This is a genomic window from Methylorubrum populi, assembly GCA_036946625.1.
In the GTDB taxonomy this organism is placed as follows: Bacteria; Pseudomonadota; Alphaproteobacteria; order Rhizobiales; family Beijerinckiaceae; genus Methylobacterium; species Methylobacterium populi_C.
Genome location: JAQIIU010000003.1, coordinates 2,347,633 through 2,374,024 on the forward strand (window position 1 = coordinate 2,347,633; position 26,392 = coordinate 2,374,024).

General features: G+C 71.2%; 25 protein-coding genes. 12 read left to right on the plus strand and 13 right to left on the minus strand.

What is annotated here, in order from left to right; all coding sequences use genetic code 11:
- Nucleotides 1–64 precede the first annotated feature (64 nt).
- Together PGN25_22415 and PGN25_22420 are read left to right on the plus strand one after the other, a co-directional pair.
- Entirely contained in the window at nt 65–610 is a 546-nt protein-coding gene (locus PGN25_22415; protein ID MEH3120256.1) for a hypothetical protein, read from the plus strand.
- Nucleotides 611–728: 118 nt separating this feature from the next.
- Entirely contained in the window at nt 729–890 is a 162-nt protein-coding gene (locus PGN25_22420) for a hypothetical protein (protein ID MEH3120257.1), read from the plus strand.
- Between the two features lie 58 nt (nt 891–948).
- On the opposite strand, the gene gltA is transcribed toward PGN25_22420, so the two are convergent.
- Nucleotides 949–2,238 carry a citrate synthase gene (gene gltA / locus PGN25_22425; GenBank protein ID MEH3120258.1) on the minus strand — a complete coding sequence of 430 codons (1,290 nt, stop codon included), beginning with the start codon at nt 2,236–2,238 and terminating at the stop codon, nt 949–951.
- 552 nt (nt 2,239–2,790) lie between these two features.
- A complete protein-coding gene (gene gltX, locus PGN25_22430) occupies nt 2,791–4,215 on the minus strand; it encodes a glutamate--tRNA ligase (GenBank protein MEH3120259.1) in 1,425 nt (474 codons plus the stop codon).
- A 157-nt stretch (nt 4,216–4,372) separates the two neighbouring features.
- Here gltX and PGN25_22435 point away from each other — a divergent pair, with 157 nt between their 5' ends.
- On the plus strand, nt 4,373–6,631 hold the full coding sequence (locus PGN25_22435; GenBank protein MEH3120260.1) for a ComEC/Rec2 family competence protein: 2,259 nt from the start codon (nt 4,373–4,375) through the stop codon (nt 6,629–6,631).
- Here the strand turns inward: PGN25_22435 and lexA are convergent.
- From lexA to PGN25_22455, 4 genes are all read right to left on the minus strand, one after another.
- Entirely contained in the window at nt 6,625–7,350 is a 726-nt protein-coding gene (gene lexA / locus PGN25_22440) for a transcriptional repressor LexA (GenBank protein MEH3120261.1), read from the minus strand. The two genes, PGN25_22435 and lexA, sit on opposite strands and share 7 nt — an antisense overlap.
- A gap of 309 nt (nt 7,351–7,659) precedes the next feature.
- Entirely contained in the window at nt 7,660–8,217 is a 558-nt protein-coding gene (locus tag PGN25_22445) for a sugar O-acetyltransferase (protein MEH3120262.1), read from the minus strand.
- Nucleotides 8,218–8,245: 28 nt separating this feature from the next.
- A complete protein-coding gene (locus tag PGN25_22450) occupies nt 8,246–9,157 on the minus strand; it encodes a zinc metallopeptidase (protein MEH3120263.1) in 912 nt (303 codons plus the stop codon).
- A 119-nt stretch (nt 9,158–9,276) separates the two neighbouring features.
- Nucleotides 9,277–10,215, minus strand: a complete 939-nt coding sequence (locus tag PGN25_22455; GenBank protein ID MEH3120264.1) for a uracil-DNA glycosylase — start codon at nt 10,213–10,215, stop codon at nt 9,277–9,279.
- 208 nt (nt 10,216–10,423) lie between these two features.
- Between PGN25_22455 and PGN25_22460 the strand changes: the two genes are divergently transcribed.
- The gene (locus PGN25_22460; protein ID MEH3120265.1) at nt 10,424–12,097 is read left to right on the plus strand and encodes an electron transfer flavoprotein-ubiquinone oxidoreductase; all 1,674 of its coding nucleotides are present in this window, start codon (nt 10,424–10,426) and stop codon (nt 12,095–12,097) included.
- Between the two features lie 112 nt (nt 12,098–12,209).
- Here the strand turns inward: PGN25_22460 and PGN25_22465 are convergent, their stop codons facing one another.
- The 3 genes from PGN25_22465 to PGN25_22475 are packed head-to-tail and all read right to left on the minus strand — an operon-like array spanning nt 12,210 to nt 14,437.
- Nucleotides 12,210–13,208, minus strand: a complete 999-nt coding sequence (locus PGN25_22465; protein ID MEH3120266.1) for a P1 family peptidase — start codon at nt 13,206–13,208, stop codon at nt 12,210–12,212.
- Complete coding sequence (gene rarD, locus PGN25_22470; protein MEH3120267.1) at nt 13,205–14,089, minus strand: EamA family transporter RarD; 885 nt, start codon at nt 14,087–14,089, stop codon at nt 13,205–13,207. Before rarD ends, PGN25_22465 begins: the two co-directional genes overlap by 4 nt.
- A 57-nt stretch (nt 14,090–14,146) precedes the next feature.
- Nucleotides 14,147–14,437, minus strand: coding sequence for a hypothetical protein (locus PGN25_22475; protein MEH3120268.1), 291 nt, complete (start codon nt 14,435–14,437; stop codon nt 14,147–14,149).
- A 148-nt stretch (nt 14,438–14,585) separates the two neighbouring features.
- Between PGN25_22475 and PGN25_22480 the strand changes: the two genes are divergently transcribed.
- The 3 genes from PGN25_22480 (at nt 14,586) to PGN25_22490 (ending at nt 16,147) form a co-directional block, all read left to right on the plus strand.
- On the plus strand, nt 14,586–14,735 hold the full coding sequence (locus PGN25_22480) for a hypothetical protein (protein MEH3120269.1): 150 nt from the start codon (nt 14,586–14,588) through the stop codon (nt 14,733–14,735).
- An 80-nt stretch (nt 14,736–14,815) separates the two neighbouring features.
- The gene (metC, locus tag PGN25_22485) at nt 14,816–16,000 is read left to right on the plus strand and encodes a cystathionine beta-lyase (GenBank protein ID MEH3120270.1); all 1,185 of its coding nucleotides are present in this window, start codon (nt 14,816–14,818) and stop codon (nt 15,998–16,000) included.
- Nucleotides 16,001–16,015: 15 nt separating this feature from the next.
- Complete coding sequence (locus tag PGN25_22490; GenBank protein ID MEH3120271.1) at nt 16,016–16,147, plus strand: hypothetical protein; 132 nt, start codon at nt 16,016–16,018, stop codon at nt 16,145–16,147.
- A 15-nt stretch (nt 16,148–16,162) separates the two neighbouring features.
- Here the strand turns inward: PGN25_22490 and PGN25_22495 are convergent, their stop codons facing one another.
- Complete coding sequence (locus PGN25_22495) at nt 16,163–18,391, minus strand: glycosyltransferase family 2 protein (GenBank protein ID MEH3120272.1); 2,229 nt, start codon at nt 18,389–18,391, stop codon at nt 16,163–16,165.
- A gap of 10 nt (nt 18,392–18,401) precedes the next feature.
- Complete coding sequence (locus PGN25_22500; protein ID MEH3120273.1) at nt 18,402–18,728, minus strand: cupin domain-containing protein; 327 nt, start codon at nt 18,726–18,728, stop codon at nt 18,402–18,404.
- 132 nt (nt 18,729–18,860) lie between these two features.
- Between PGN25_22500 and PGN25_22505 the strand changes: the two genes are divergently transcribed.
- The 4 genes from PGN25_22505 (at nt 18,861) to PGN25_22520 (ending at nt 20,627) form a co-directional block, all read left to right on the plus strand.
- Nucleotides 18,861–19,013, plus strand: a complete 153-nt coding sequence (locus PGN25_22505) for a hypothetical protein (GenBank protein MEH3120274.1) — start codon at nt 18,861–18,863, stop codon at nt 19,011–19,013.
- Between the two features lie 5 nt (nt 19,014–19,018).
- The gene (locus PGN25_22510; GenBank protein ID MEH3120275.1) at nt 19,019–19,708 is read left to right on the plus strand and encodes a protein-L-isoaspartate(D-aspartate) O-methyltransferase; all 690 of its coding nucleotides are present in this window, start codon (nt 19,019–19,021) and stop codon (nt 19,706–19,708) included.
- 70 nt (nt 19,709–19,778) lie between these two features.
- Nucleotides 19,779–19,994 carry a hypothetical protein gene (locus tag PGN25_22515; protein ID MEH3120276.1) on the plus strand — a complete coding sequence of 72 codons (216 nt, stop codon included), beginning with the start codon at nt 19,779–19,781 and terminating at the stop codon, nt 19,992–19,994.
- 9 nt (nt 19,995–20,003) lie between these two features.
- Complete coding sequence (locus PGN25_22520; GenBank protein MEH3120277.1) at nt 20,004–20,627, plus strand: zeta toxin family protein; 624 nt, start codon at nt 20,004–20,006, stop codon at nt 20,625–20,627.
- A 35-nt stretch (nt 20,628–20,662) separates the two neighbouring features.
- Here PGN25_22520 and mutL read toward each other — a convergent pair whose 3' ends face one another.
- Both mutL and PGN25_22530 read right to left on the minus strand, forming a co-directional pair.
- The gene (mutL, locus tag PGN25_22525) at nt 20,663–22,717 is read right to left on the minus strand and encodes a DNA mismatch repair endonuclease MutL (protein ID MEH3120278.1); all 2,055 of its coding nucleotides are present in this window, start codon (nt 22,715–22,717) and stop codon (nt 20,663–20,665) included.
- Nucleotides 22,718–22,973: 256 nt separating this feature from the next.
- A complete protein-coding gene (locus PGN25_22530) occupies nt 22,974–24,230 on the minus strand; it encodes an acyl-CoA dehydrogenase family protein (GenBank protein ID MEH3120279.1) in 1,257 nt (418 codons plus the stop codon).
- 158 nt (nt 24,231–24,388) lie between these two features.
- Here PGN25_22530 and PGN25_22535 point away from each other — a divergent pair, with 158 nt between their 5' ends.
- A complete protein-coding gene (locus tag PGN25_22535) occupies nt 24,389–26,257 on the plus strand; it encodes an ABC-F family ATP-binding cassette domain-containing protein (GenBank protein MEH3120280.1) in 1,869 nt (622 codons plus the stop codon).
- Nucleotides 26,258–26,392: the final 135 nt, after the last annotated feature.

Here is a 26,392-nt window from a genome sequence, read left to right on the forward strand (position 1 = left end):
CTCTTTATCCCCGGTGGCGAGAAGACATCGCTTCTCGGGCGAGGCCGATGCTGTAGGATCAGGCATGCTCGATCCTGTCGTTCTCGAATCGCTCCATATCCCCTTTCCTCCCGAGCGGCCCGTGCTGGTGGAGGAGCAGGTTCTGCGCAGTGCCGCCACCGAGCAGGCCGCACGGATCGGGCGCCGGTTGGCGGACGGTTTCGACGCGGCGGCCGATGCTTGGATTGCCACCATGGAACGGGCGCACCGCTCGGTCGAACATGCAACGATCGAGAGCGCGTCTCCCGCCGATCTTCGCACCCTCTCAGCAACGATCGACGATTTCGAAACGGTCGCGGAGATGCGGGCGAAGCACGGCGCTCGATTGCAGAAGCGCATCGCCCGCGAGGTGAAGCCGGTCTTCCAGACGGACCCTTCCCTTGCAGCCGCGCATCGCGCGTTCGGCGGTCGGATCGTGGCGACGGAGAAGCGGATTGTCGACGCGCTTCTCGACTACGCCCTGTTCCTGCGAGCGGTGCGGGCCGAAATCGATTCATCGACGCGCGGCGGCCCGACGTTCGAGACGTCGGATAGCCTCGCCCGATATCTTGCCGGCCTCGGTGCTGCGTGAAGGTGCGCCTGACCATTGAAGCCGGTTTCGAGGCGGGCCTCAAAAGTCTAAAAGTCTGCCGCCGGATCGCTGAAAGGCTGCCGGTCGTGCCCTCCTCAAGTTCACCGAGGAGCCCGGCTTGCCGAGCCTACGCTTCCGTCCTTTAGCCGGCCGGGTCGGCTACTTCATCATCAATCCGACGAGAGGGGACCGGATCATCCTGCGGAAGGATGGTGACGATCTCTACGCTGCCGTCGATCTCGGACCTCACGACAACGTCTATCGCCGCTGGGATCGATAGAACGGCGATCGCCCGAACAAAAAGGGGGCGCCCGAGCGCCCCCATCCCTTCGCGTCGATCAGCTCCGCTGGCCGATCGGCACGTAGTCGCGCCGGTCCGGGCCGACATAGAGCTGGCGCGGGCGGCCGATCTTCTGGGACGGGTCCTCGATCATCTCGGCCCACTGGGCGATCCAGCCGACGGTGCGGGCGAGCGCGAACAGCACCGTGAACATCGAGGTCGGGAAGCCGAGCGCCTTGAGCGTGATGCCCGAGTAGAAATCGATGTTCGGGTAGAGCTTCTTCTCGATGAAGTACTCGTCTTCGAGGGCGATCTTCTCGAGCTGCACCGCGACCTCCAAGAGGTCGTCCTTCAGCCCGAGCTCGTTCAGCACCTCGTGGGTGGTCTTCTGCATGATGCGCGCGCGCGGGTCGTAGTTCTTGTAGACCCGGTGGCCGAAGCCCATCAGGCGGAAGGGATCGTTCTTGTCCTTCGCCTTGGCGACGTATTTCTGCACGTTCTCGGGTTGGCCGATCTCCATCAGCATCTTCAGCGCCGCCTCGTTGGCGCCGCCATGGGCCGGCCCCCACAGGCAGGCGATGCCGGCGGCGATGCAGGCGAAGGGGTTGGCGCCCGAGGAGCCGGCGAGCCGCACGGTCGAGGTCGAGGCGTTCTGCTCGTGGTCGGCGTGCAGGATGAAGATCTTGTCGAGCGCGCGGGCGTAGATCGGGTTGACGACATATTCCTCGCACGGCACCGCGAAACACATCCGCAGGAAGTTCGAGGTGTAATCGAGATCGTTCTTCGGATACACGAACGGCTGCCCGATCGTGTATTTGTAGGCCATCGCCGCCAGCGTCGGCATCTTCGCGATCATGCGGAGAGACGCGATCATCCGCTGCTGCTCGTCCGAGATGTCGGTCGAATCGTGGTAGAAGGCCGAGAGCGCGCCGACGCAGGCCACCATCACCGCCATCGGGTGGGCGTCGCGGCGGAATCCCTGGAAGAAGCGGTTCATCTGGTCGTGCACCATGGTGTGGCGCGTGACCCGGTAGTCGAAATCCGCCTTCTGCGCGGAGGACGGCAACTCGCCGAACAGCATCAGGTAGGCGGTTTCGAGGAAGTCGCCCTGCTCGGCGAGCTGCTCGATCGGGTAGCCGCGATAGAGCAGCACGCCCTCGTCGCCGTCGATGTAGGTGATCTTCGACTCGCAGGAGGCGGTCGAGGTGAAGCCGGGATCGAAGGTGAACTTGCCGGTCTTCGCGTAGAGCTTGCCGATATCGACCACGTCGGGGCCGATCGTTCCGGTCTTGATGGGCAGTTCGACGTGGTTGTCGCCCACGATGATGGTGCTGGCGGAAGCGCTCATGGGATCGCGGACCCTTTCTCGCGACGGGAACAGCACGGGAGCGGAAGAACCCGCCTTCCGCTCCGTTGTGGCGCCGCAGCAGAGCGCTGCGCCCGCCCACTGGATGCACCGGGTTAGCGGATCGCTCGGCGCCCAGCAACGGGCGGCCGCTCCCGGTTCCTTCGCAGATGCGAGGACCGGGCCGAATCTGTCACCCTCCGTGAGGGATTAAGGTCTCCCTCGTTCTCCGCAAACAGCGACGCTCCGACCGCATCGGCGCATGGGCGTGTGTTATTGGGCAAAGCGTATCATGACGCGATCGCGATCGAGCCCGCAAGGCAGTGCGTCCGATGATTCATCCGATCACAACGAAGATCGGCCGTCGACGGCTGCCGCACCGACGACGGGAACGCCATCCGCTCCACCGGATACAGGACGAAGTTCTCCCCTCCCTGTCCGCCGTGATGCGCCGATGGGTCGCGCTCCGACGGAGCGCGGCGCGCCGTCACGAACGCCTTTCGAGACCCGTTTCGGGAGGAAGGGCTTTTCGCCCCATGCGCGGCCCCATGCGCGTCAGGCCGGGATCCGATCCCGCAGCCGCGCCAGCGCCTCGTCGCGGCCGAGCACCGCCATCACGTCGAAGACCGGCGGCGAGGTGGCGCGGCCGGTCAGCGCCGCCCGGAGCGGCTGGGCGACCTGACCGAGCTTCACGCCCTCGCTCTCGGCGAAACCGCGCACGGCGGCCTCCGTCGCCGCCGCGCTCCACGCCGGCAGGGCCTCCAGCGCCGACAGAAGGGCGCGCAGCCGCTGGGGCGCCTCGCCCGCGAGCAGGCTCTCGGCCTTGACGTCGAGAGCCAGGGGACGCGGGGCGTAGAGGTAGTAGGCGCTGTCGAGGAGTTCGACGAGGGTCTTGGCGCGCTCCTTCAGGCCGGGCATCGCCGCCATGAGCTTGTCCCGCAGGGCCGGCGTCAGCGCGGTCGGCAAGCCGCGCTCGGGGCCGCGGGCCGGCAGGATCCGCTCGATCGCGTCCACCAGCACCGAATCGGCGCTGCCGCGGATGTAGAGCCCGTTGAGGCTCTCCAGCTTGGTGAAATCGAACCGCGCCGCCGAGCGGCCGATCGCCTTCAGGTCGAAGGCCGCGACCATCTCCTCGGCCGAGAACACCTCCTGATCGCCGTGGCTCCAGCCGAGGCGCACGAGGTAGTTGCGCAAAGCGGCCGGCAGGTAGCCGCGGTCGCGGTACTCCTCGACCCCGAGGGCGCCGTGGCGCTTCGACAGCTTGGCGCCGTCCGCCCCGTGGATGAGCGGGATGTGCGCCATGGCCGGCACGTCCCAGTCCAGCGCCCGGTAGATCTGGCTCTGGCGGGCGGCGTTGGTGAGATGGTCGTCGCCGCGGATCACCTGCGTCACGCCCATGTCGTGGTCGTCCACCACGACGGCGAGCATGTAGGTCGGCGTGCCGTCGGAGCGCAGCAGCACGAGGTCGTCGAGGTCGCGGTTGGCCCAGGTGACGCGACCCTGCACCGCGTCCTCGACCACGGTCTCGCCCTCGGTCGGGGCGCGCAGGCGGATCGCCGGCTTGACGCCCGCCGGCGCCTGCGACGGGTCGCGGTCGCGCCAGCGGCCGTCGTAGCGCGGGGCGCGGCCCTCGGCGCGGGCTCTCTCGCGCATCTGCGCCAGCTCCTCGGCGCTGGCGTAGCAGCGGTAGGCGTTGCCCGACGCGAGCAGGCTCTCGGCCACCGCCCGGTGCCGCTCGGCGCGGGCGAACTGGTAGATCACCTCCCCGTCCCAATCGAGGCCGAGCCAGCGCATCCCGTCGAGGATCGCGTCGATGGCGCCTTGCGTCGAGCGCTCGCGGTCGGTGTCCTCGATGCGCAGCAGCATCCGGCCGCCGAAGCGGCGGGCGTAGAGCCAGTTGAACAACGCCGTGCGTGCCCCCCCGATATGCAGGAAGCCCGTGGGCGAGGGCGCGAAGCGCGTGACGACCGGTGACGACATCGGGCTCTGGGGAGGCTTCTTTTGAAAAAGTGCGGGACGGCGCGAGGGCGGCCGCGGCCGGTCTCGGCGGGCGTGTAGCACGCGGGAGCGGATGCGTTAAGAATCCGTCACGATGGCCCGCCGCGCGGGCATCGCGACGGCGAGGGCCATAGGGGCGATGACGGAGGGCGGCGGCAGGGTGGCGCGCGGGGCCGTTCCGGCCCTCCGCGCCGGCCGTCTCCCGGCACCGTCGCGGCTCGGGCCGATCGTGCTCGGCGGCCTGCGCGCCGGCCTGTCCCGCGAGGCCGAGCGGCGGCGGCTGTTTCCCTGGCTCACCGTGGCGTTCGGGGCCGGCATCCTCGTCTTCTTCACGGCGACCGACGGCGAGCCGGCCCTCGCCGCGCCCCTGGTCGCGGCGGCTCTGAGCCTCGCCGTGACCCCGTTTCTTCGGACGCGCCCCGTGGCGCTCGCCCTGGCGCTCGGCCTCACGGCCGTCTTCCTCGGCTTCGCCGCCGGGGTCTGGCGCGTGGCGTCGGTGGCGGGGCCGGTGCTGGAGCGGGTCACGATCGCGCCGCTCGTCGGCTTGGTGGAGGGGCTCGACGAGCGGGAGGGCGGCGCCCGCCTGATCGTGCGCGTCGAGCGCTTCGGCGATCTCGATGGGGCGCGCCGTCCGCGCCGGGTCCGGGTCTCCTACCGGGCGGCGCAGGCCGTGCAGCCGGGCGATGCCATCCGCGCCACAGCCCGCCTGCTGCCGCCGCCGGAGGCGGTGCGGCCGGGCGGTTACGACTTCGCCCGGGACGCCTACTTCCGCGGCATCGGCGCGGTGGGCTCGCTGGTCGGCAAGGTCGAGGTCCGGCCGCCGTCCGAACCGCTGCCCCTCTCGCTCCGCCTCGCCGCCGCGATCGATCGGGCGCGCAACGCGCTCACCCGACGGATCACCGACGCGATCGGCGGGCAGGCCGGGGCCGTCGCCGCGGCCCTCGTGACGGGAAAGCGCGGGCTGATCGCCGACGAGACCAACGAGATCCTGCGGGCGGCGGGGATCTATCACGTCGTTTCGATCTCCGGGCTGCACATGGTGCTGGCGGCCGGCGTGGTGTTCTGGCTGGTGCGGGCCGGGCTCGCCCTGGTGCCGATCCTGGCGCTGGCTTGGCCGATCAAGAAGATCGCGGCCGGCGCGGCGATGCTGGGCGTGACCGCCTACTGCGTCTTCTCGGGCTGGGATGTCGCCGCCGGGCGATCGCTGATCATGACGCTGGTGATGCTCGGCGCGATCCTCGTCGACCGGCCGGCGCTGAGCATGCGCAACCTCGCCCTCGCCGCGATCCTGGCGCTCGCCCGCGAGCCGGAGGCGCTGCTGGGGCCGAGCTTCCAGATGTCGTTCGGCGCGGTGGCCGGCCTGATCGCCTGCGCACCGCTTCTCGACGGGCGGCTCCTTCGCACGTCCGGCCGCGCGCGGATCGCCCGGGCCGCCTCGTGGATGGTCACGGCGGTGGTGGGCACGCTGGCCACGACCCTCGTCGCGCAGGTCGCCACCGCGCCGTTCGCGACCTTCCACTTCCAGACCGTGCAGCCCTTCGGCCTCGTCGGCAACGCGCTGACCCTGCCGCTCGTCTCGCTCGCGGTGATGCCCGCGGCGGTGCTGGGGATGCTGGCCTACCCCTTCGCCCTCGATCGCCCGGTCTGGTGGCTGATGGGCTTGGCGGTCCGCGGCATGCTCGACATCTCGGGTTGGATCGCCGGGTTCGGGCAGGCGAACGTGACCCTGCCCGCCTTCGGGCCGGGTGCGCTGGCGCTGCTCACCGCGGCTCTTTTGATGGCGACCCTGCCGGTTTCGCGGCTGCGCCTCGTCGCCCTGTTGCCGGCAGGTCTCGGCGTCGCGCTCGCCGCCGCACCGACCCGCTACGACATCTACATCGACCGCGACGGGGCCGGTGCGGCGGTGCGCGCCCGCGACGGCCGGCTGGCGGTGCTCGGGCGTCCGCCCGGCTTCGTCCTGGAGCAATGGCTGAAGGCCGATGGCGACGGGCGGCGACCGGAGACCGCAAGCGCGTCGGCCGGACCGCGCTGCGACCGTCTCGGCTGCACCCTCACGGCGATCGACGGACGGGCGGTCGCCCTGGTCACCGACGCCCGCGCCTTCGCCGAGGATTGCGCCCGGGCCGACATCCTGATCAGCCGCCTGCGCGCCCCGACGGGCTGCGCCGCGCCGGTGATCGCCGACCGCACCTTCCTCGCGGCGCGCGGAGCCACCGCAATCCGCCTCGGCGGGGCCGGACCGGAGATCGTCACCGCCCGCGATGCCGGGCGATCGAAGCCGTGGCAGATCGAGGCCCGCACCGGGCTGCCGACGCCGGCCGCCCTGCCGGAATCCGGCTCCGGGCAAGGGACGAGCGCGGCGGACCCTTCCGACCCGCCACCCGAATCCCCTCAGTAGCGGCGCACGAGGCTGACGAGCTTGCCCTGGATGCGCACCCGGTCGGGCCCGAGCACGCGGGTCTCGTAGGCCGGGTTGGCCGCCTCCAGCGCGATCGAGGAGCCGCGGCGGCGCAGGCGCTTCAGGGTCGCCTCCTCGTCGTCGATCAGCGCGACGATGATGTCGCCGTTATTGGCCGTATCCTGCTTGTGGATCACCACGAGATCGCCGTCGAGGATGCCCGCCTCGACCATCGAATCGCCGCGCACTTCGAGCGCGTAGTGCTCGCCGCCCGACAGGAAGTCCGGCGACATCGAGATGGAGTGGCTCTGGCTCTCGATCGCGGAGATCGGCGTACCGGCGGCGATCCGGCCCATCACCGGCACCATCACCGATTGCCCGCTCCCGTCATGAGCCTGGAGCATCGGCGGCTTCGGGGCGGGCGGCTTTCCGGACAGGCCGCCCTCGACCACGCTCGGGGTGAAGCGGCGCGGCTCGGATGCCGATGCGGGCTTCGCGGCGGGCGCGTCGGGCATGCGCAGGATCTCGATCGCCCGCGCCCGGTTCGGCAGACGGCGCAGGAAGCCGCGCTCCTCCAGCGCCATGATCAGGCGATGGATACCGGATTTGGACTTGAGATCGAGCGCGTCCTTCATCTCGTCGAACGACGGCGGGACGCCGCTCTCCTGCATCCTCTGCTGAATGAACCGGAGCAGTTCGAGTTGCTTGCGAGTCAGCATGCGGCACCTGCGATCGCCCGCGGGCCGGGGGCCCCGCAGAATCGTTAGAAACAAAACACGAACAGCCTAGACGTTCCTCACCTGTTCCGCAAGACGAGCGCAGTGGGTGGTTTTTGGTGGGGCGGTTTTCGAAAATTGGCGGCGGCTTGTCATCGCTAATTGGCGAGGGAAGCCGAGATACCGTAATTATCGCCGCCACCTTGAAACGTCTGTGCCGCGAGGCGTGCTTCGCGCCCATGATGCTGTTCGATGACCATCGTGCGCGCTCACCAGCATGCGGCGGGCGCGAAAAAAGGGGGTCTGGAAAACCTAGAGCTGCTTCACCTCCTTCGCCGGATTCCCCACCACCACGGCCCCCGCCGGCACGTCGCGGGTCACCACGGCCCCTGCGCCGATCACCGCCCCGTCGCCGACCGTGATGCCGGGAAGCAGGATCGCACCGCCGCCGATCCAGACGTCGTCGCCGATGGTGACGGGACGGGCCGATTCCCAGAACGCGGCGCGCTGGGCCCGGTCGAGGGGATGCTCGGCGGTGTAGATCTGCACCGCCGGAGCGATCTGCGCCCGGTGGCCGATGGTGATCGGGGCGCAGTCGAGGAAGACGCAGTTGAAGTTGCAGAAGAAGTCGTCGCCGACCGCGATGTTGCCGCCGTAGTCGCAGGCGAAGCCCGGGCAGATCGTCGGGTTGCGCCCGGCCGAGCCGAGCAGTTCACGGATCACCGCCTCGCGGCCGGCCGCGTCCTCCGGCTCCATCGCGTCGAGCCGCAGCAGCCGCCGCTTGGCGGCGTTGCGGAGCCGGACCAATTCGGGATCGTCGCCGCGATAGGGCTTGCCGGCGAGCATCCGCTCGCGCGCGGTCTCGGTCATGGGTGCCTTTCCGAGAATCCGAAGAGAATCAGCCGCGGCTGGCGCGGAAGGTGTCGCAGGACTTGGTCTGGCCGCTCTTGTAGCCGGTCATGAACCAGCGCATGCGCTGCTCGGAGGAGCCGTGGGTGAAGGAATCCGGCACGGCGTAGCCTTGCGACTGCTCCTGCAGCTTGTCGTCGCCGATGGCGCTGGCGGCGTTGAGCGCCTCTTGGATGTCGCTCTGGTCGAGCGAATTCCAGCGGTCGTTGGAGTTCTTGGCCCAGACGCCGGCGAGGCAGTCGGCCATCAGCTCGACCCGCACGGAGAGCTGGTTCGCCTCGGTCTTGCCGCTCGCGTTCTGCTGGCGGCTCTGCACCTTGCCGAGGATGCCGAGCACGTCCTGCACGTGGTGGCCGACCTCGTGGGCGATGACGTAGGCGTAGGCGAAATCCCCCTTCACGCCGAACTTCGTCTGCATCTCCTTGAAGAAGCCCGTGTCGAGATAGACCTTCTTGTCGAGGGGGCAGTAGAACGGGCCCATCGCCGCCTGGGCCATGCCGCAGCCCGAGCGGGTGCCCCCCTGGTAGAGCACCATCGTGGTCGGCGTGTATTGCCGCCCGGTCTGGTTCGGCAGGACCTCCTTCCAGACATCCTCGGTATTGCCCAGAATCTTCGAGGCGAACTGGCCGGTGCGGTCGGTCGGGGCCTCGCGGCGCCGGGCCTGGGTCTCGGGATCGGCCCGTTCCTCGCGCTGGCTGCCGCCGCCGGCCATCTGCTGGGCGCCGCCGATCAGGATCGCCGGATTGATGCCGGTGACCCAGGAGATCAGCAGAAGCACGACGATGGTGCCGATGCCGAGGCCGCCCGCGCCACCGCCGGGGAAGCCGAAGCCGCCCCCGCCTCCGCCCTCGCCGCGCCGGTCCTCGACATTCTCCGAGGCGCGAAAATCGTCCCAGCGCATACCGTCTCCCGCCGCCGCGTCTTGCCCGGCCCTCATGGCCCGGCCTCATGGGAAGTCCGGGACCCGGTGTGTAGAATGACCGTGCGGAGGCTACGGTTCCGCTTCGGCCGAGCCTCGCCCTACTTGGCCCCGGCGCTCCCGTCGAGGGCCGCCTTCAACATCCGGAAGTCGCGCCAGGCGAGGCGCTTCTGCACCGGCTGGCGCAGCAGGTAGGCCGGATGCAGGGTGGCGAGCGCGCGGATCTCGCGGCCGTCGCGCAAGGTGTAGGGGTAGAAGCGCCCGCGCGCCTTGAGGATGCCGTCCTTGGTGCCGGTCAGCGTCTGCGTCGCGGGCGCGCCGAGGCAGACGAGGATGTCGGGACTGGCGAGTTCGATCTGGCGCTCGACGAACGGGCGGCAGATCGCGATCTCCTGCGGGGTCGGGTTGCGGTTGCCCGGCGGGCGCCAGGGCACGACGTTGGAGACGTAAGCCGTCGTCCGGTCGAGCCCGATCGCCGCCATCATCCGGTCGAGGAGCTGGCCCGAGCGGCCCCTGAACGGCTTGCCGATCCGGTCCTCGTCGGCACCCGGCGCCTCGCCGACGAACATCACCCGCGCCTCCGGGTTGCCGTCGGCGAAGACGAGGTTCTTGGCCGTGAAGCGCAAGGAGCAGCCCTCGAAGCCGCGCAGCAGCGCCTCCAGTTCGTCGAGGGTGTTCATCTGCGCGGCACGCGCCCGGGCGTCGTCCGCCGCCTCGCCCGGCTTGGCGGAGGCCGCGTTGCCGTAGGTGCGGGGCGGCTCGCGCGGGGGCGTGCCGCGGCTCGGCCATTCGCGCCGGACGTCCGGCGGAGCGCCCCCGGACGCGTCCGGACGCGGCGGCTCGCGGCGCGGCGGTTCCGGCCGGGGCCGCGCCTCGGCGCGAGGGGCGGGGACCGACGCGGCGGCGTCCGCCTCGGCGAAGCGATCGTGGGGACGCTCGTCGAGCGCGGCATCGACGCCCGCCTCGACATGGAAGTCGAGGAAGGCGATCAGGTCGGCCCGGGCGTCGGTCTCCGCGTCGTCGGCGATCATGTCTTCCATGGGACGTGCATGTGGCGTGTCACCGCGCTGTGGACAACGGTCCCGCAGGCGGCACGGTTCTTCGCACGAATCGCGGGTTTGCGCGCGCTTTCACTACCCTGGCGGGCTTGCCTTCCTACCTTGGAATCGCTTGAGAGACATCTTGACCGTGAAACGGGCCGGATCGGTGTGAAATCCACCGACGGGAACGGCCGCAGGAGGAACGAGGATGGCGCTGCCCGAACGCGAAGGCATGGATTTCGACGTGGTGATCGTCGGCGCGGGCCCCGCCGGCCTCGCCGCCGCGATCCGCCTGAAACAGCGCGCCGCGGAGAAGGGCGAGGAGATCTCGGTCGTCGTGGTGGAGAAGGGCGGCGAGGTCGGCGCGCATATCCTGTCCGGCGCGGTGGTCGATCCGATCGGCCTCGACACCCTGCTGCCCGACTGGCGCGAGGATCCGGAGCGCCCGCTCAAGACGGCGGTGGAGCGCGACGAGTTCCTGTTCCTGACCAGGAACAGCGGCCTGACGCTGCCGAACGTGTTCTTCCCCAAATTGATGTCGAACCACGGCAATTTCGTCGGCTCGCTCTCCAACACCGTGAAGTGGCTGGGGGCCAGGGCGGAAGCGCTCGGCGTCGAGATCTATCCCGGCTTCCCGGCCTCGGAGGTGCTCACCGACGCACGCGGCACGGTCACCGGCATCGCCACCGGCGATCTCGGCATCGCCCGCACCGGCGAGGCACGGGACGACTACACCCGCGGCATGGAGCTGCGTGCCAAGTACACGGTGTTCGGCGAGGGCGCCCGCGGCTCGCTGACCAAGACGCTGATCGAAAGGTTCGGGCTCGGCAAGAACAGCGACCACCAGAAATACGGCCTCGGCGTGAAGGAGCTCTGGCAGCTATCTCCGGAAAAGTTCCAGCCGGGGCTGGTGCAGCACACCATGGGCTGGCCGCTGCCGAACAAGGCCGGCGGCGGCTCCTGGCTCTACCACTTCGACGATGGGCTGCTCTCGGTCGGCTTCGTCACGCACCTGAACTACGAGAACCCGACCCTGTCGCCGTTCGAGGAGTTCCAGCGCTTCAAGACCCACCCGATGATCGCCGAGACCTTCGAGGGGGCCAAGCGCATCGGCTACGGCGCGCGCGCGATCATGGAGGGCGGCTGGCAATCGGTGCCGAGGCTCGTCTTCCCCGGCGGCTGCCTCGTCGGCGATTCCGCCGGCTTCGTCAACGTGCCGCGCATCAAGGGCTCGCACAACGCGATCCTTTCGGGGATTCAGGCGGCCGAGGCCATCTTCGAGGCGCTCGTCGCCGGGCGTCAGGGCGACGAACTGACCGCCTACGAGGAAGGCTGGCGCGACAGCCCGATCGGGCGCGACCTGAAGCCGGTGCGCAACGTCAAGCCGCTCTGGTCGCGATACGGCACGCTGGTCGGCGTGGGTCTCGGCGGCCTCGACATGTGGATGAACACGATCGCCGACGCCTCGCCGTTCGGCACGCTTTCCCACGGCAAGCCGGACCATGCCTGCCTGAAGCCCCTCTCCGAGGTGAAGCCGATCGTCTACCCGAAGCCGGACGGCAAGCTGACCTTCGACCGGCTCTCCTCGGTGTATCTCTCGAACACCAACCACGAGGAGGACCAGCCGCCCCACCTCAAGGTGAAGGACATGGGGCTGCAGAAGACCTCGGAGCACGACGTCTACGGCGGCCCGTCCGGCCGCTACTGCCCGGCCGGCGTCTACGAATGGGTGGAGGACGCCGCCGCCGGCGACGGCATCCGCTTCCAGATCAACGCGCAGAACTGCGTCCACTGCAAGACGTGCGACATCAAGGACCCGAACCAGAACATCAACTGGGTCACGCCGGAAGGTCCGGGCGGGCCGAACTACACCAACCTGTAGGACGCACTGGCGTCATCGCGAGGCGAAGCCGAAGCGATCCAGGGCACGACCTTTCCGGAGAGGTCGCGCCGTCTGGGTGGCTTCGCTTCCGCTCGCCATGACGAGGTGAAGCTCAGCCACCGTACAGATCCCGCCACGCCGGCAAATCCAGACACGGCAGCCGGGTCGCGGCGTGGACGCCGATGGCGACCGCCCGCGCCAGCGTCTCCGCCGCCGCCGCGCCGAGGCGGGCGAGATCGCCGACCGGATCGGCGAGCGGCACCGCGCCGGTGGCGACCGCGAACACCACGTCGCCGTCGAGCGGCGTGTGCGCCGGGTGGATCGCCCGGGCGAGCCCGTCCTGGGCGGCGATGGCGAGGCGCTTGGCCTGCGCCTTGGTGAGCCGTGCGTCGGTGGCGACCACGGCGAGCGTGGTGTTCGCCCCCGGCAGGGGCTCGCGCGGCCAGGACAGGGCATCGTCGGGCACGCGCGGCGGCAGGCCGAGGCCGCCGAACTCGCCGTCCCGCTCGAACGGCGCGGCCCAGAAATGCGGCCCCTGTCCCATCGTCACCCGGCCGAAGGCGTTGACCGCCACGAGCGCGCCGACCTGTGCGGACAAGCCCGGCACCGCGCGCGAGGCCGAGCCGAGGCCGCCCTTGAGGTTGGCGGTGCGCGCCCCGAACCCCGCCCCGGCCGATCCGAGGGCGAAGGCGCCCCCCTCGGCGCCGCGCGCCGCGGCGTAGCCGAGGTCGCGGTAGGGCGGGAAGCGGCCCCAATGCTTGTCGCCGCCGTTGAGGAGGTCGAACAGGATGGCGCCGGGCACGATCGGCACCCGCACGTCGCCGACCGCGAAGCCGCGCCCCGCCTCCCGCAAGGCGGCGACCACGCCCGCGGCGGCGTCGAGCCCGAAGGCCGAGCCGCCCGACAGCACGAGCGCGTCGACCGCCTGAACCGTCGAGGCGGGATCGAGCAGGTCGGTCTCGCGGGTGCCGGGCCCGCCGCCGCGCACGTCCACGGCGCAGACGAAGGGCGTTTCGAAGAGGAGCGCGGTCACGCCGCTCGCGACCCGCGCATCCTCGGCATGGCCGACGCGAATCCCGGAAATGTCGGTGATGCGGTTGAGCCGGGTCATCGCTTCTCCCCGACCGCGGCGGCGCGCCGCCGGCCCTCGTGCCTGAACTCTTGGCGAATCGCATCGAACGCGTAGAACGCCAGCGCCAGCCAGATCAGGGCGAACAGCACGATGCGGTCCGGCGTCAGCGTCTCGCCGTAGACGAGCGTGCTGAGCCCCATCAGGCAGGAGGGGGCGACGTACTGCATCAGCCCGAGGGTCGCCAGCGTCAGCCGGGTCGCCGCGGCGGCGAACCAGATCAGCGGCAGCGCCGTGGTCACGCCAGTCAGCGCCAGCAGCGCCCAGGTGCGGGCATCGTCGGGCACCGGGGGCGCGGCGAAGGCGAGGTAGCCGAGGGCGGCGGGCAGCAGCAGGAACGTCTCGGCGCAGAAGCCGACCGTGCCGTCGACGCCGACGAGCTTCCGCACCAGCCCGTAGAGCGCGAAGGTGGCCGCGAGCCCCAGCGAGAGCAGCGGCAGGCGTCCCGCCATCACCACCGCGACCACCACGCCGAGGACGACGATGGCGACGGCGGCCGCCTGGACCGGGCGCAGGCGCTCGCCGAGCACGAGCGCGCCGAGCAGCACCGAGACGAGCGGATTGATGAAGTAGCCCAGACTCGCGTCGAGCATGTGCCCGGTCGTCACCGCAACGAGGTAGAGCAGCCAGTTGAACGCGATCAGCCCCGCCGAGACGACGAGCAAGGCGTGGCGCGGCCGCAAGGGGAACGGGTTGGCGAGCCGCTTGCGCAGCAGCGCGATCAGCCCGACCACGAACAGCGCCGACCACGCGACGCGCTGGGCCAGGATCGTCTCGGCGGGGAGGCCGGCGAGCAGCCGGAAATGCACCGGGACGACGAGGCCCCAACTGAGATAGGCGGCGAGCGCGTAGGCGAGACCCAAGGTTGCACGGTCGGCGGCGTGGCGGGGCCCCGCTTGTAGCCCGGACGGAGCCCGCGGTCAGCGCTTGCGGGCGGGCGCCGGGAAGGTCTCGCCGCGCATCAGGGCGTTGAGGCGCTCGGTGTCGAAGCCGGTGAGCATGCCGCCCTTCGCTTCGGAGGCCGCCGGCCCCTGCGTCACCGTGCCGGTCGTGGCGGGATCGGGCCGCGCCGGGGCCTTGGCCCGCACGACCGCCGGAGCGGGGATCGCGGCCAGGGCCGGATGCGCGATCCGGTCCGCGCTCACGAGGACGACGCTCAGGGTTCCAAGACCCGTGACGGTGCCGAAGGCGATGATGCGCAGGATGCTCAAGGCGACGGACTCACGGGAACGCGGCGACGCGGAACCCGTGGACGGACAGGTTCCGGAAACAGGATGAGCCACCCATCGTTAACGAACCGGGCGGCCGGGCCCGGTGCGGACCGGCCCTATTCAGGACAACCGGCAGAGGATCTTCGCCATGAACGAGCAGGCCACGGCGAGCGACAGCCCCTTCATCCAGGGCCGCAACGCCCGGCTCTACGGCAAGAGCGTCGCGGAATGCCCCTATCCGGAGGGCTCGCAGGACCGCGAGGCCTGGATGCAGGCCGACGAGCCGAAGCAGGGCTGAGCACGACCGGCTTGACGCCTCGGGCGGCGGAGGGCTGAAAGGGCCTTGACGCGACGCTCCCTTTCATCCCTCCGAGGCCGATGTCCAAGACCCCTCCCCGCGACCGCGGCCGCTTCGGCGCCGACACCCGCCTCGTGCTGGCCGGGCGCGACCCCTCGGCCCAGCACGGCTTCGTCAACACGCCGATCTACCGCGGCTCGACGGTCCTCTACCCCACCTACGACGACATCAAGCACCGGCGCGGGCGCTACAATTACGGCACCTCCGGCACGCCGACGATGGACGCGCTGGCGGAAGCCTGGAGCGAGATCGCCGGGGCGGCCGGCACGGTGCTCACGCCCTCCGGCCTCTCGGCGTTGACGCTGGCGCTGATGGCCTGCGTCAGTGCGGGCGACCACCTCCTCGTCACCGATTCCGCCTACCGCCCGACCCGCATCTTCTGCGACGGGGTGCTGAGGCGCTACGGCGTCGAGGTCGAGTACTACGACCCGGTGATCGGTGCCGGGATCGCTGCCCTGATGCGCGGCAACACGCGGGCGGTGCTGGTGGAGGCGCCGGGTTCGCAGACCTTCGAGATGCAGGACGTGCCGGCCATCGCCGAGGCGATGCACGCCCGCGGCGGCGCGGTGGTGATGGACAACACCTGGGCGACGCCGCTGCTGTTCCCGCCGCACGAGCGCGGCGTCGACCTCGCGGTCGAGGCCGGCACCAAGTATCTCAGCGGCGGCTCCGACCTGCTGCTCGGCCTCGTCTCGGCCAATGCCGCGCACTATCCGGCGCTCAAGCGCACCTACGAGCACTTCGCCCCCTGCGCCGGTCCCGAGGACATCTTTTTGGGACTGCGCGGCCTGCGCACCATGGGTCTGCGCCTGCGCGAGCACGGTGCCCGCGGTCTGGCCATGGCCGCGTGGTTCCAGTCCCGCCCGGAGGTGCTGCGGGTCTTGCATCCCGGCCTGCCGGACGATCCGGGCCACGCCATCTGGAAGCGCGATTTCTCCGGGGCGTCGGGCCTGTTCGGCGTGATCCTCGAGCCCGTCTCGGAAGAGGCGCTGGCCGCCTTCCTCGACGGGCTCGAACTGTTCGGGATGGGCTTCTCCTGGGGCGGCTTCGAGAGCCTCGTCATCCCCTTCGACCCGACGGTCTACCGCACCGCCACGCGCTGGCAGCCGGGCGGGCCGGCGCTGCGCTTCCATATCGGGCTGGAGGATCCGGAGGATCTGAAGGCGGATCTGGAGGCCGGGTTCGCACGGATGAGGGCGGCTTAGGTGTACGGTTCCGGCATGCAGGTCGTCACCAAGCCCTTCGTAATGGAGGCGCTGGCCGTCATCGCGAGCGTCAGCGAAGCGATCCAGGGGCGCGACCTCTCCGGACAGTGCGGAGGCCTGGATCGCTTCGGCTTCGCCTCGCGATGACGGCAGGGCAGCGCTTCAGAACCGCGCCGGATCGAGTTCGAAGGTCGGCGGCAACGCTTCGAACCATTCGCTGTAATAGGGGTCGCGCGGGATGGCTTGCGCCCAGCGTGCGCGGAAGCGGACCTGCTCCCCCGCATCGACGGTGCGCGCCCGGTTGCGGCTCTCGTAGTGGTAGAGTTCGGCTTGCGCGCAATAGACGCTGCGCAGGCCCCGCGCGCGCAGGCGCAGGCAGAGGTCGACGTCGTTGTAGTTGACGGCGAATCCCTCGTCGAAGCCGCCGACCGCCTCGAAATCCGTCCGCCGCAGCATCACGCAGGCGCCGGTCACCGCGAGATAGTTGCGGTTGCCCGCCGTCGAGAAGAAGTGGCCGGGATCCTCCCGCGGATAGGTGCGGCGGGGGTGGTCCGGCGTCGCGTCGATCACGGTGACGCCGACATGCTGCAACTCGCCGGTCTCGAACAGGAGCTTGGGGCCGACCGCGCCGACACCGGGGATCTGCAACAGGGCCAGCATCGCCTCGATCCAGTCGGGGCTGATCACCTCGATGTCGTCGTTGAGGAAGACCAGCACCTCGCCCGTCGCCGCCCCGGCCCCGCGGTTCATCTTGGCGGCGACGTTGAAGTCCGGCCGGTCCCAGGTGACGGAGCGGGCGCCGTGGCGCTCCAAGGCGGCGCGGGTGGCCGGCCGCAGGTCGCCGTTGTCGACCGCCACGATCTCGAGCGTCTCGTAGGTGCTCCGCGCGCGGATGCTGTCGAGGCAGGCGGCCAGGAGATCGACGGTGCGGCCCCGCACCGTGCTGTCGCGGCCGGCGGTGGGGATCACGATCGAGACGCGCGGACGCGTCCTCAGCGGGCGCCGCAGGTGGAAGCTGCCGGCGAACGCGGTGGGGCGCACGGCGTCGAGCCCGCCGGTGCGGCGCGCCCGGTCTTCGAGCGCGCGCACGGCGGCGGCGACCACGTAGCCCTTGTTGTCCATGGCCTGGGCGGTCGAGCCGGGGATCGCCCGCCAGTGGTAGAGCACCTGCGGGATGTGGCGCACGCGGGCGGCGTGCTCGGCGTAGCGCAGGACGAAGTCGTAATCCTGCGCCCCCTCGCATTCCGCCCGGAAGCCGCCGATGCGGGCGACGATGTCCCGCCGGTAGAGCGCCAGATGGGCCGTGTACATGCAGGCCTCCAGCGTCTCGGGCGACCAGTCCGGCTTGAAGAACGGCTCGTAGCGCTCGCCGCGGATCGTGATCTTGTCCTCGTCCGAGTAGAGGAAATCCGTGTCCGGCTCCCAGTCGAGGGCTTCGGCGAAGGCGAAGAGGGCGTGCGCGGGAATCGCGTCGTCGTGGTCGATCAGGGTGAGCCAGTCGCCGGTCGCCAGCGCCAGGGCGTCGTTGCTCGCCGCGACGATGCCGCCGTTCTCGCGCCGCCGGTGCAGCCGCACCCGCGGCTCTTCCGCCGCCAGCGCGTCGAGCATCGGCGCGATGTGGGGCGCGCTCGACGCGTCGTCGCAGAGGCACAGCTCCCAATCGGGATAGGCTTGCGCCCGGATGCTGGCGAGCGCGGCCTCCAGATAGGGTTTGGGCGTGTCGTAGACCGGCATGACGATGGAGATGCGCGGCCGCACCCGAAACCCTGCGATCGCCGCCCGCATCGCCGCGGGCGACGGCAGCGAGGGCCGCTCGACCCGCTCGATCCAGGCGGCGTAGGAGGCCGCGGCCGGGCGCGGCCGGGCGCTCTCCCAGAAATCCCGCCACAGGGCGGCGGGCGAACGGCTCAGCCCGAGCCGGGCGAGGCGCCCGAGCAGCGGCCCGAACCCCCGCTCCTCCGCCGGCAGCCGCGCCCGAAGCCGGCGGGCGACGGCGAGGGCGGCGGCGGGGCCGCGCAGCGGTTCGAGGGTGGCGCGAGAGAGCCGGAACCGCCCGCTCGCGGCGAGCGGATCGAGGCGCAGGCCCCGCACCCGGCGCGGCAGGCGCACGAGGTCGTCGATGCCGCCCTCTTCGCGCAGTTCGAGCCGGACCGCCTCCTCCTCGCGAAAGCCCGAGCCGTCGTCGACGTAGAGGAGCGGCACGGGTTTCGTCGTGCCGAGCCCTTCGAGATCGGCGCGGATGCGCACCCAGCCCCCCATGAGCCGGAACGGGAACAGCCGCCCGCCGCCCGGACGGGTCAGCCGGAACTGCGGATCGGAGCCGGTGGAGCGCCAGACGCCCTCCCCCTCCGGCTCGACCTGTCCCTTCGGTTCGATGCGGCACGCGATCATGCCCGCCGGGTTAGCGCGGCGCGACGTGAACCGCGAGCCAGATCGTCGGATTTGCCGTGCGCTCGACCCGGTGGCGGCGATGGGCCGGGATCAGGAGATGGTCGCCCGAGGACAGAAGCCGCGGCGCCCGTTCGTCGGCGAAACGGAGTTCGGCCGCGCCTGTCAGCACCGCGACCCACTCGTCCTCGTCCTGATCGTACCAGAAGCCCGGCGGGCTCGCCTGTCCCGTCGAGAGGATGCGCTCGACCCTCACGCCGGGCCGCGCGAGCAGCGTCTCGAAGATCTCCTCGTCCGTGCCGGCCGGCAGGTCGGCGAACAGGTTGGGGCGGGCGGTCATGCGAAGGCCTCTCCTCGGGCGGGGGCGCTCGATCGATGAAGGACACCGGGCGGCGGATGCGGCGTTGACCCGGGGAAGGCGCAGGCGGAGCGAATCCGCGCGCTGCCCCGGCAAGCCATGTGATCCAGGACGATGCCCGAGACCAAGCCCCCGCCGCCCCCGCCCGCCACCGAGGATGCGGGCCTGCCGGCTCCACCGAGTCCGGGCCGGGTGCCGCCGCCGAAGCTGCCACCGGCGGACGAGGCGCCGCCGCGCGAGCGCGGCGACGGCAAGCGCGAGGCGTGAATCCCGTGCCGGATTTCGCGGCCGCCCGCGCCCGGATGGTCGAGACGCAGTTGATCGCCCGCGGCCTGCGCGACGCCGCCGTGCTCGACGCGATGCGCGCCGTGCCGCGGGAGGCCTTCGTCGCGGCGGGTCTCGGCGAAGACGCCTACGGCGACGGGCCGCTGCCGATCGGCGAGGGGCAGACGATCTCGCAGCCCGCCGTCGTCGCGCTGATGATCGAGGCGCTGGCCCTTCAGCCCGGCGACCGGGTGCTGGAGATCGGGGCCGGCTGCGGTTACGCGGCGGCCGTGCTGGCGCGGACCGGCGCGCGGGTCTTCGCCATCGAGCGCCATCCCGCGCTGGGGCAGGCGGCCCGGGAGCGCCTCGCCGCCCTCGGCTTCGCATCGGTGGAACTGCGCATCGGCGACGGCGGCGACGGCTGGCCGGAGGCCGCGCCCTTCGACGCGATCCTCGTCTCGGCGGCGGGATCGACGGTGCCGGAGGTGCTGAAGGGTCAGCTTCGCGAGGGCGGCCGCCTCGTCATCCCGGTCGGCCCGCTGGGCGGGCAGACGCTGCTGCGGCTGACCCGGCGCGGGCCGGACCGGTTCGAGAGCCAGGATTTCGGCCCGGTCTCGTTCGTGCCGCTGCTGCGGGGCGTGGGGGGGGGCGGAGGCGAGATGAGGTCCGACGACGAGGGTTCTTCCCAGCGGTCGTAACGGCCTTCTATACTGACGCGGCATCTGCCGGACCTTACGGCATGCGGCTGTCCGTCCACGAGCGAGGCGCATGATTCTGTTCGACAAACTTCGCCGGAATGTGGATGCGATCCGGCACATGGGTGTCGAGGCGATCGAAGAGGCCAAGCGCCTCGGCGTGCCCAGCCACTACGTCGATCCTGCCGTCGGCGACGGAATCGTGCGGGAATGGCCGGATGGCACCCGGCAGCGCCTCCGGCGCAGCGAGGGACGCGTCGTCGTCGAGCCGGTCGGCCCCAGGCGCTGATCCCGGGCCGTGGCCACGCCGGTCTGTACGATCCTGGGCGGCCCCAACGGATCCGGGAAGTCGAGCCTCTACCGGGCCATCGATCCGCCGGGCGAGTTCGTCAATGCCGACATCGTTGCCCGACGCATCAACCCGGTCGATCCCGAAGCGGCGTCGCTCGCAGCCGGCAGGGCTGTCCTCGTACGCCTGAACGAACTCGTCGAGGCCGGACGGGACTTCGCCTACGAGACGACCTTGAGCAGCAACCAAGCGGTCGGCCTGATGCGCCGGGCGAGGGAAGCCGGTTATCAGGTGGCTCTCGTCTTCGTTGCCTTGGACTCGGCGGACCTGAACGTGGAGCGCGTCGGCGACCGGGTGCGGAAGGGCGGCCACGCGATTCCCGAGCCGGTCATCCGGCGGCGTTACGGCATCGCGTTGTCGAGGCTGGCGCAGGCGATCCCGCTGGCGCACGAGTCGGCGATCTTCGACAACTCGGAAGCGACGACGCGCTTGCTGCTGCGCATCGCTGGAAACGCGATCGAGGAGAACCACCTCGACCGGGGAAAGCGACTCCACACCCGCATCGCCGATGCTGCTGCGCAGGCTCTCGGCCTCGGAGCGGGCGAAGTTTTGCGCACGGGCCGCTTCGACTGAGCGCGACGACCCCACACGGTCGCCGCATTCGGCTCCTACCGCCGCCCGAACAGCCGCTCGATATCGGCCAGCCCCAGGGTCACGAAGGTCGGGCGGCCGTGGTTGCACGAGCCGGAGAGCGGGGTCGCCTCCATCTCGCGCAGGAGCGCGTTCATCTCCTCCGGCTTGAGGCGACGCCCGGCGCGGATCGAGCCGTGGCAGCTCATGCACGACAGGAGCGCGTCGAGGCGTCGGCTCACCGGATCGGGATCGCCCGCGCCGGCCGGGCCGCCCTCCTCGACGCCGCTGGCGTCGAGCGCGTCGAGCACGTCGAGGACGAGGCCCCTCACCGAGCCGCCGGCGAGCGCGGCCGGCACCGCCCGCACCAGGACGGCGCCCGGCCCGAAGGCTTCGAGGCTCAGGCCCAGCCGCTCCAGTTCGGAGGCGGCCTCGACCAGGCGGTCGGCGGCCTCGGGCGCCATCTCGACCACGTCGGGGATCAGCAGGACTTGGGCGAGCACGCCGCCGCCGGTCCGCTCTCGCTTCAGCCGCTCGTAGACCAGCCGCTCGTGGGCGGCGTGCTGATCGACCAGCACGATGCCTTCGCGGGTCTGGGCCAGGATGTAGGTCTCGTGGATCTGCGCCCGGGCGGCGCCGAGCGGATGGGCTTCCGCCGCGGCGACGGCGTCGGGGCCCGTGTCCGGTTCGGGACGCAGGTCGGCGCCCGGCGGGGCGAGGTCGGCCGAGAACAGGGCCTGCGGCGTCTCGGCGAAGCCCGAACGGCCCTCGTCGCGGTGCGCGCCCAAGCCTGCGCCCAAGCCCTCGTTCAAGCCCTCGCCCCATCCCGCACCCCTGTCGTCGGCGAAGGCCGGGCGCTGCGGCGCGCGGTAGCCCGCGGGCGCGGCCACCGAGGGGCCGGCGAACGGGCGGCTCGCCGGTCGGGGGCTTGAGGAGCTGGCGGCGGCACCCGAATGCACGGCGAACCGCCCGAGCTCCGCCGCCTCGGCGAATCGCCCTCCGACGCTCCCCGCGCGCAGGGCGTCGAGGGCGGCCCGGGTGCCGGTGGTCGAGGACCGCGCCCCGGCCCGGCGCAGGGCTTCGTGGATCGCGCTGACGATCAGCGCCCGCACCAGCCCCGGCTCGCGGAAGCGCAGCTCGGTCTTGGCCGGATGCACGTTCACGTCGACCAGGGCGGGATCGCAGGTGAGGTGGAGCGCGAGCACCGGGTGGCGGTCGGAGCTCATGGTGTCGGCATAGGCGCCGCGCACGGCGCCGAGCAGCAGCCGGTCGCGCACGGGGCGGCCGTTGACGACGAAGTGGATGTGGCTCGCCGCGCCGCGGTGGAAGGTCGGCAGGCCGGCGTGCCCCTGGAGCGCGAACCCCTCGCGGGCCATGTCGACGGGCACGGCATTGCCGGGAAAGTCCGGCCCCAGCACCGCCCCGAGCCGGCGCAGGAAGCCGGCCGGGCCCGGCTCGCTCTCGGCGGGAAACACCGTCGGGCTGCCGCTCTCGGTGCGAAGCGTGAAGCGGATCCGCGGCTGCGCCACCGCGAGCCGGCGCAGGATCTCGGAGACGGCCGCCGTCTCGGCCCGGTCGGATTTGAGGAATTTCAGCCGGGCCGGGGTCGCGGCGAAGAGTTCGGTCACCTCGATGCGGGTGCCCCGCGCGGCGGGGGCCGGGCGCACCGGGCCCTTGGCGCCGGAATCGATCGTCAGGCTCACCCCCTCCCCGTCCGCGGTGCGCGAGGTCAGGGTGAGCCGCGACACCGCGCCGATCGAGGGCAGGGCCTCGCCGCGAAAGCCCAGCGAGCCGATCCGGGTGAGGTCGCCGTCGGGGAGCTTCGAGGTGGCGTGGCGCTCGACCGCCAGCGCCAGGTCGTCGGCTCCCATGCCGATGCCGTCGTCGACGACGCGGATCAGGCGCCGCCCGCCGCCCTCGATCGCCACCTCGACGCTGCGCGCGCCGGCATCGATGGCGTTCTCGACCAACTCCTTGACGGCGGAGGCCGGCCGCTCGACCACCTCGCCCGCGGCGATGCGGTCGACCAGGATCGGGTCGAGGCGGCGCACGTGCGCCCGGGGCGGGGCGAGGGGTTCGGGGGCGGCGGACATCGCTGCCGAATATAGGAGGGTTGCGCATGACCCGATAGGCGACGGGTTCGGGCCGTCCACCGCGCCGCCGCTCCCGCTTCGTGTCCGGGCGGTCCGCTCCGGCGGGCACCGTCGTCGCGAGCACCGGCGAAGCGATCCAGCGGCGCGACCGATCCGGAAAGGCGCGGCGCGTCCGGCTCGCTCCGGCTCCGCCTCGCGATGAGCCTGAAGTGGATGCCCTCGTCCGAACGGTTCGAACGGAGACCCCTTCGTCCCCTCACCCCCGCGGCAGCATCCGGTCGCTGATGATGCGGCGCTGGATCTCGCTGGTGCCCTCGAAGATCGTGGTGAGGCGGGCGTCGCGCCAGTAGCGCTCGATCCGCCGCTCGGTGGTGTAGCCGTTGCCGCCGTGGAGCTGCATCGCTTGGTTCGTCACCCGCACCGCCATCTCGGTGGCCAGGAGCTTCACGCTCGCCGACTCGCTCTCGGCAGCCTCGCCCGCGTCGAGGAGGTGGGCGACCTGTTGCCAGTAGGCGCGGGCCTGCGCCACCTCCGCCGCCATGTCGGCGAGCGCGAAGCGCAGGGCCTGGAACCCGCCGATCGGCTGGCCGAACTGCTCGCGCTCCTGAAGGTAGGCGGTGCAATCCTCCACCGCGGCCCGCGCCACGCCGACGGCGCGGGCCGCGGTGTGGACCCGGGCGATGTTGAGGCCGCGCTGCACCGAGGCGAAGCCGCCGGAATCCGCGTCCGCCCCCTCGTCGCCGTAGAGGCCGGTGAGCCGGTCGCGCTCGGGCACGCGCACGCGATCGAGGTTCAGCTCGAAGGTGAGGAAGCCGTGATAGCCGATCTTGTCGATGACTTTGCCGGTCATGCCCGCGGGGAAGGTGCCGGGCTCCTTGACCACGAGGAACGGTTCGAGGCCGGCCGAGCGCGGCTCGCCGGGCCCGGGGTCGCGCACCCGGGCCAGCACCTCGATGAAGTCGGCCCCTTGCGCGAAGCCGGCCCAGCGCTTGGTGCCGGTGAGCACCCATGCGTCGCCCTCGCGCTCGGCGCGGGTCTGCACCCCGGCGAGGTCCGAGCCGGCGGTGGGTTCCGACAAGGCGATCGAGCCGATCCACCGCCCCCTGGCGGATTTGGCGAGCAGCGCCCGGCGGCGCTCGTCGTCCAGCGTCTGCGTGCCGAGCCCCTGGCCGCGGGCGAGGATCGAGCCGGTGGAGAGCCACGCGCGGGCGAGTTCCTCCGAGACGAGGCAATATTCGAACACGCCGAGCCCGAGGCCGCCGGACTCGGCGGGAATCGTGATGCCGAACCAGCCCTTCTCCGCCATGGCGTCGATCAGCGAGCGCGGCATCTCCCCTTTTTGCGGATCGAGCGCGTCGGCCAGCGGCAGGATCACGTCGCGGGCGAACGTCCGCGCCTCCGCCTGGAGCGCGACGCGGCGTTCCGTGCGCCAGGGCGGGAGCAGCTCCGGCGGGCGCGGCGCCTTGAAGTCCGGCTTCACGAAGTCCGACTTGGCGAAGTCCGGCTTGGCCATGGTTCCTCCCGGTTCTTGTCTCGGTTCGCCCGAGCCGAACGCTCAAGTTGGCGAAACGTTCGCGCGGGCCCGGCTCACGCGACGCTCGCGAGAGACCCTTGCGGGGACCCTTGCAGAGACCCTTGCGCTGAGGCCCGCCCGCCCCCAGAACGCCGCCCATGCTGCGCGTCAACGATCTCACCTACCGCATCGGCGAGCGGGTCATCCTCGATGCCGCGACCTTCGCGATCCCCGACCGGGCCCGCGTCGGGCTGGTGGGCCGCAACGGCGCGGGCAAGACCACCCTGTTCCGGGCGATCCTCGGCGACCTGCCGACCGATGCCGGGGCGGTCTCGCTGCCGAAGGGCATGCGCATCGGCGCGGTGGCGCAGGAGGCGCCGGCCGGGCCCGAGACCCTGCACGCGGTGGTGCTCGCCGCCGACACCGAGCGCGCCCGGCTGATGCGCGAGGCGGACGGCGCCGACGGCCTGCGCCGCGCCGAGATCGAGACGCGGCTCGTCGATATCGGCGCGCATTCGGCCCCGGCCCGGGCGGCGGCGATCCTGCACGGGCTCGGCTTCGACGCGGCGGCGCAAGCGCGCCCCTGCTCCGACTTCTCCGGCGGCTGGCGGATGCGGGTGGCGCTCGCCGCGGTCCTGTTCTCCGAGCCCGACCTGCTGCTGCTCGACGAGCCCACCAACTACCTCGACATCGAGGGCACGCTCTGGCTCTACGACTACCTGGAAAAGTACCCGCGCACGGCGATCGTCATCAGCCACGACCGGGAGCTGCTCGACACCTCGGTCGATCACATCCTGCACCTCGACCGCGGCAAGCTGACGATCTACCGGGGCGGCTTCACCAGCTTCAGCCGGCAGCTCTCCGAGAAGCGGGTGCTCCAGGCCAAGGCGAAGGCCAAGCAGGACGCCGAACGGGCCCACCTCCAGAGCTTCATCGACCGCTTCAAGGCCAAGGCGACCAAGGCGCGGCAGGCCCAGTCGCGGATGAAACGGCTCGCCAAGATGGAGCCGATCGCCGCGCTCCTGGAAGACGAGGCGCCGGTGATCCACCTGCCGAGCCCGGAAAAGCCGCTCTCGCCGCCGATCGTCGCGATGGAGCGGGTGCAGGCCGGCTACGGCGAGCGGATCGTGCTCTCGGGACTCAACCTGAGCCTCGCCCCCGACGACCGGGTGGCGCTCCTGGGCGCCAACGGCAACGGCAAGTCGACCTTCTGCAAGCTGATCGGCGGGCGCTTGGCCCCGCTGGCCGGCGAACTGAAACGCGCCTCGAAGATGGAGGTCGCCTACTTCGCCCAGCACCAGCTCGACGAGCTGCGCCCGGCCGAGAGCGCGGTGGCGCATGTGCGCGGCCGGATGCCCGACGCTCCGGAAGCGAAGGTCCGCTCGGCCGCCGCCCGTCTCGGTTTCCCCGCGTCGAAAGCCGACACGCCGGTGGAAAAGCTCTCCGGCGGCGAGAAGGCGCGCCTGCTGATGGGGCTCGCCGCCTTCGGCGGGCCGCACCTGCTCATCCTCGACGAGCCGACCAACCACCTCGACATCGAGAGCCGGCAGGCGCTGGTCGAGGCGATCAACGACTACGAGGGGGCGGTGATCCTCGTCTCCCACGACCGCTTCCTGATCGAGGCCTGCGCCGACCGGCTCTGGATCGTCGGCGACGGCTCGGTGAAGACCTTCGACGGCGACATGGACGACTATCGCCGCCTCGTGCTGGCCGGCCCGGAACGGTTGGAATCCGCGAACGAATCCACCGGCGGCCAGCGGGCCGAGGCCCGCCGCTCGGCGGTGGAGCGGCGCGCGGCGCTGGCGCCCCTCAGGAAGCGCCTCGACGCGATCGAGGCGCGGATGGCCAAGCTCTCGGGGGCGATCGGGAAGATCGACGCGGCGCTCGCCGACGGCACCGCCTTCCTCAAGGATGCGGCCAAGGCCGGCGACTTGGCCCGGATGCGCGCCGAGGCGGCCGAGGCGCTGGCCAAGGCGGAGGAGGAGTGGCTCGAGGTGAGCGGGGAGATCGAAGGGGCCAATCAATAAAGCCCTGGATCCAAAATTTCAATCCAAGACATATCAAATTTACGAATGCAGTTCGTGTGCCAATGATGTTAAATTCGTTTTATATTCCTTCTGACCAGGGGCGGCAGTGCCTTGAGTGGGCGGCCGATGAATTTG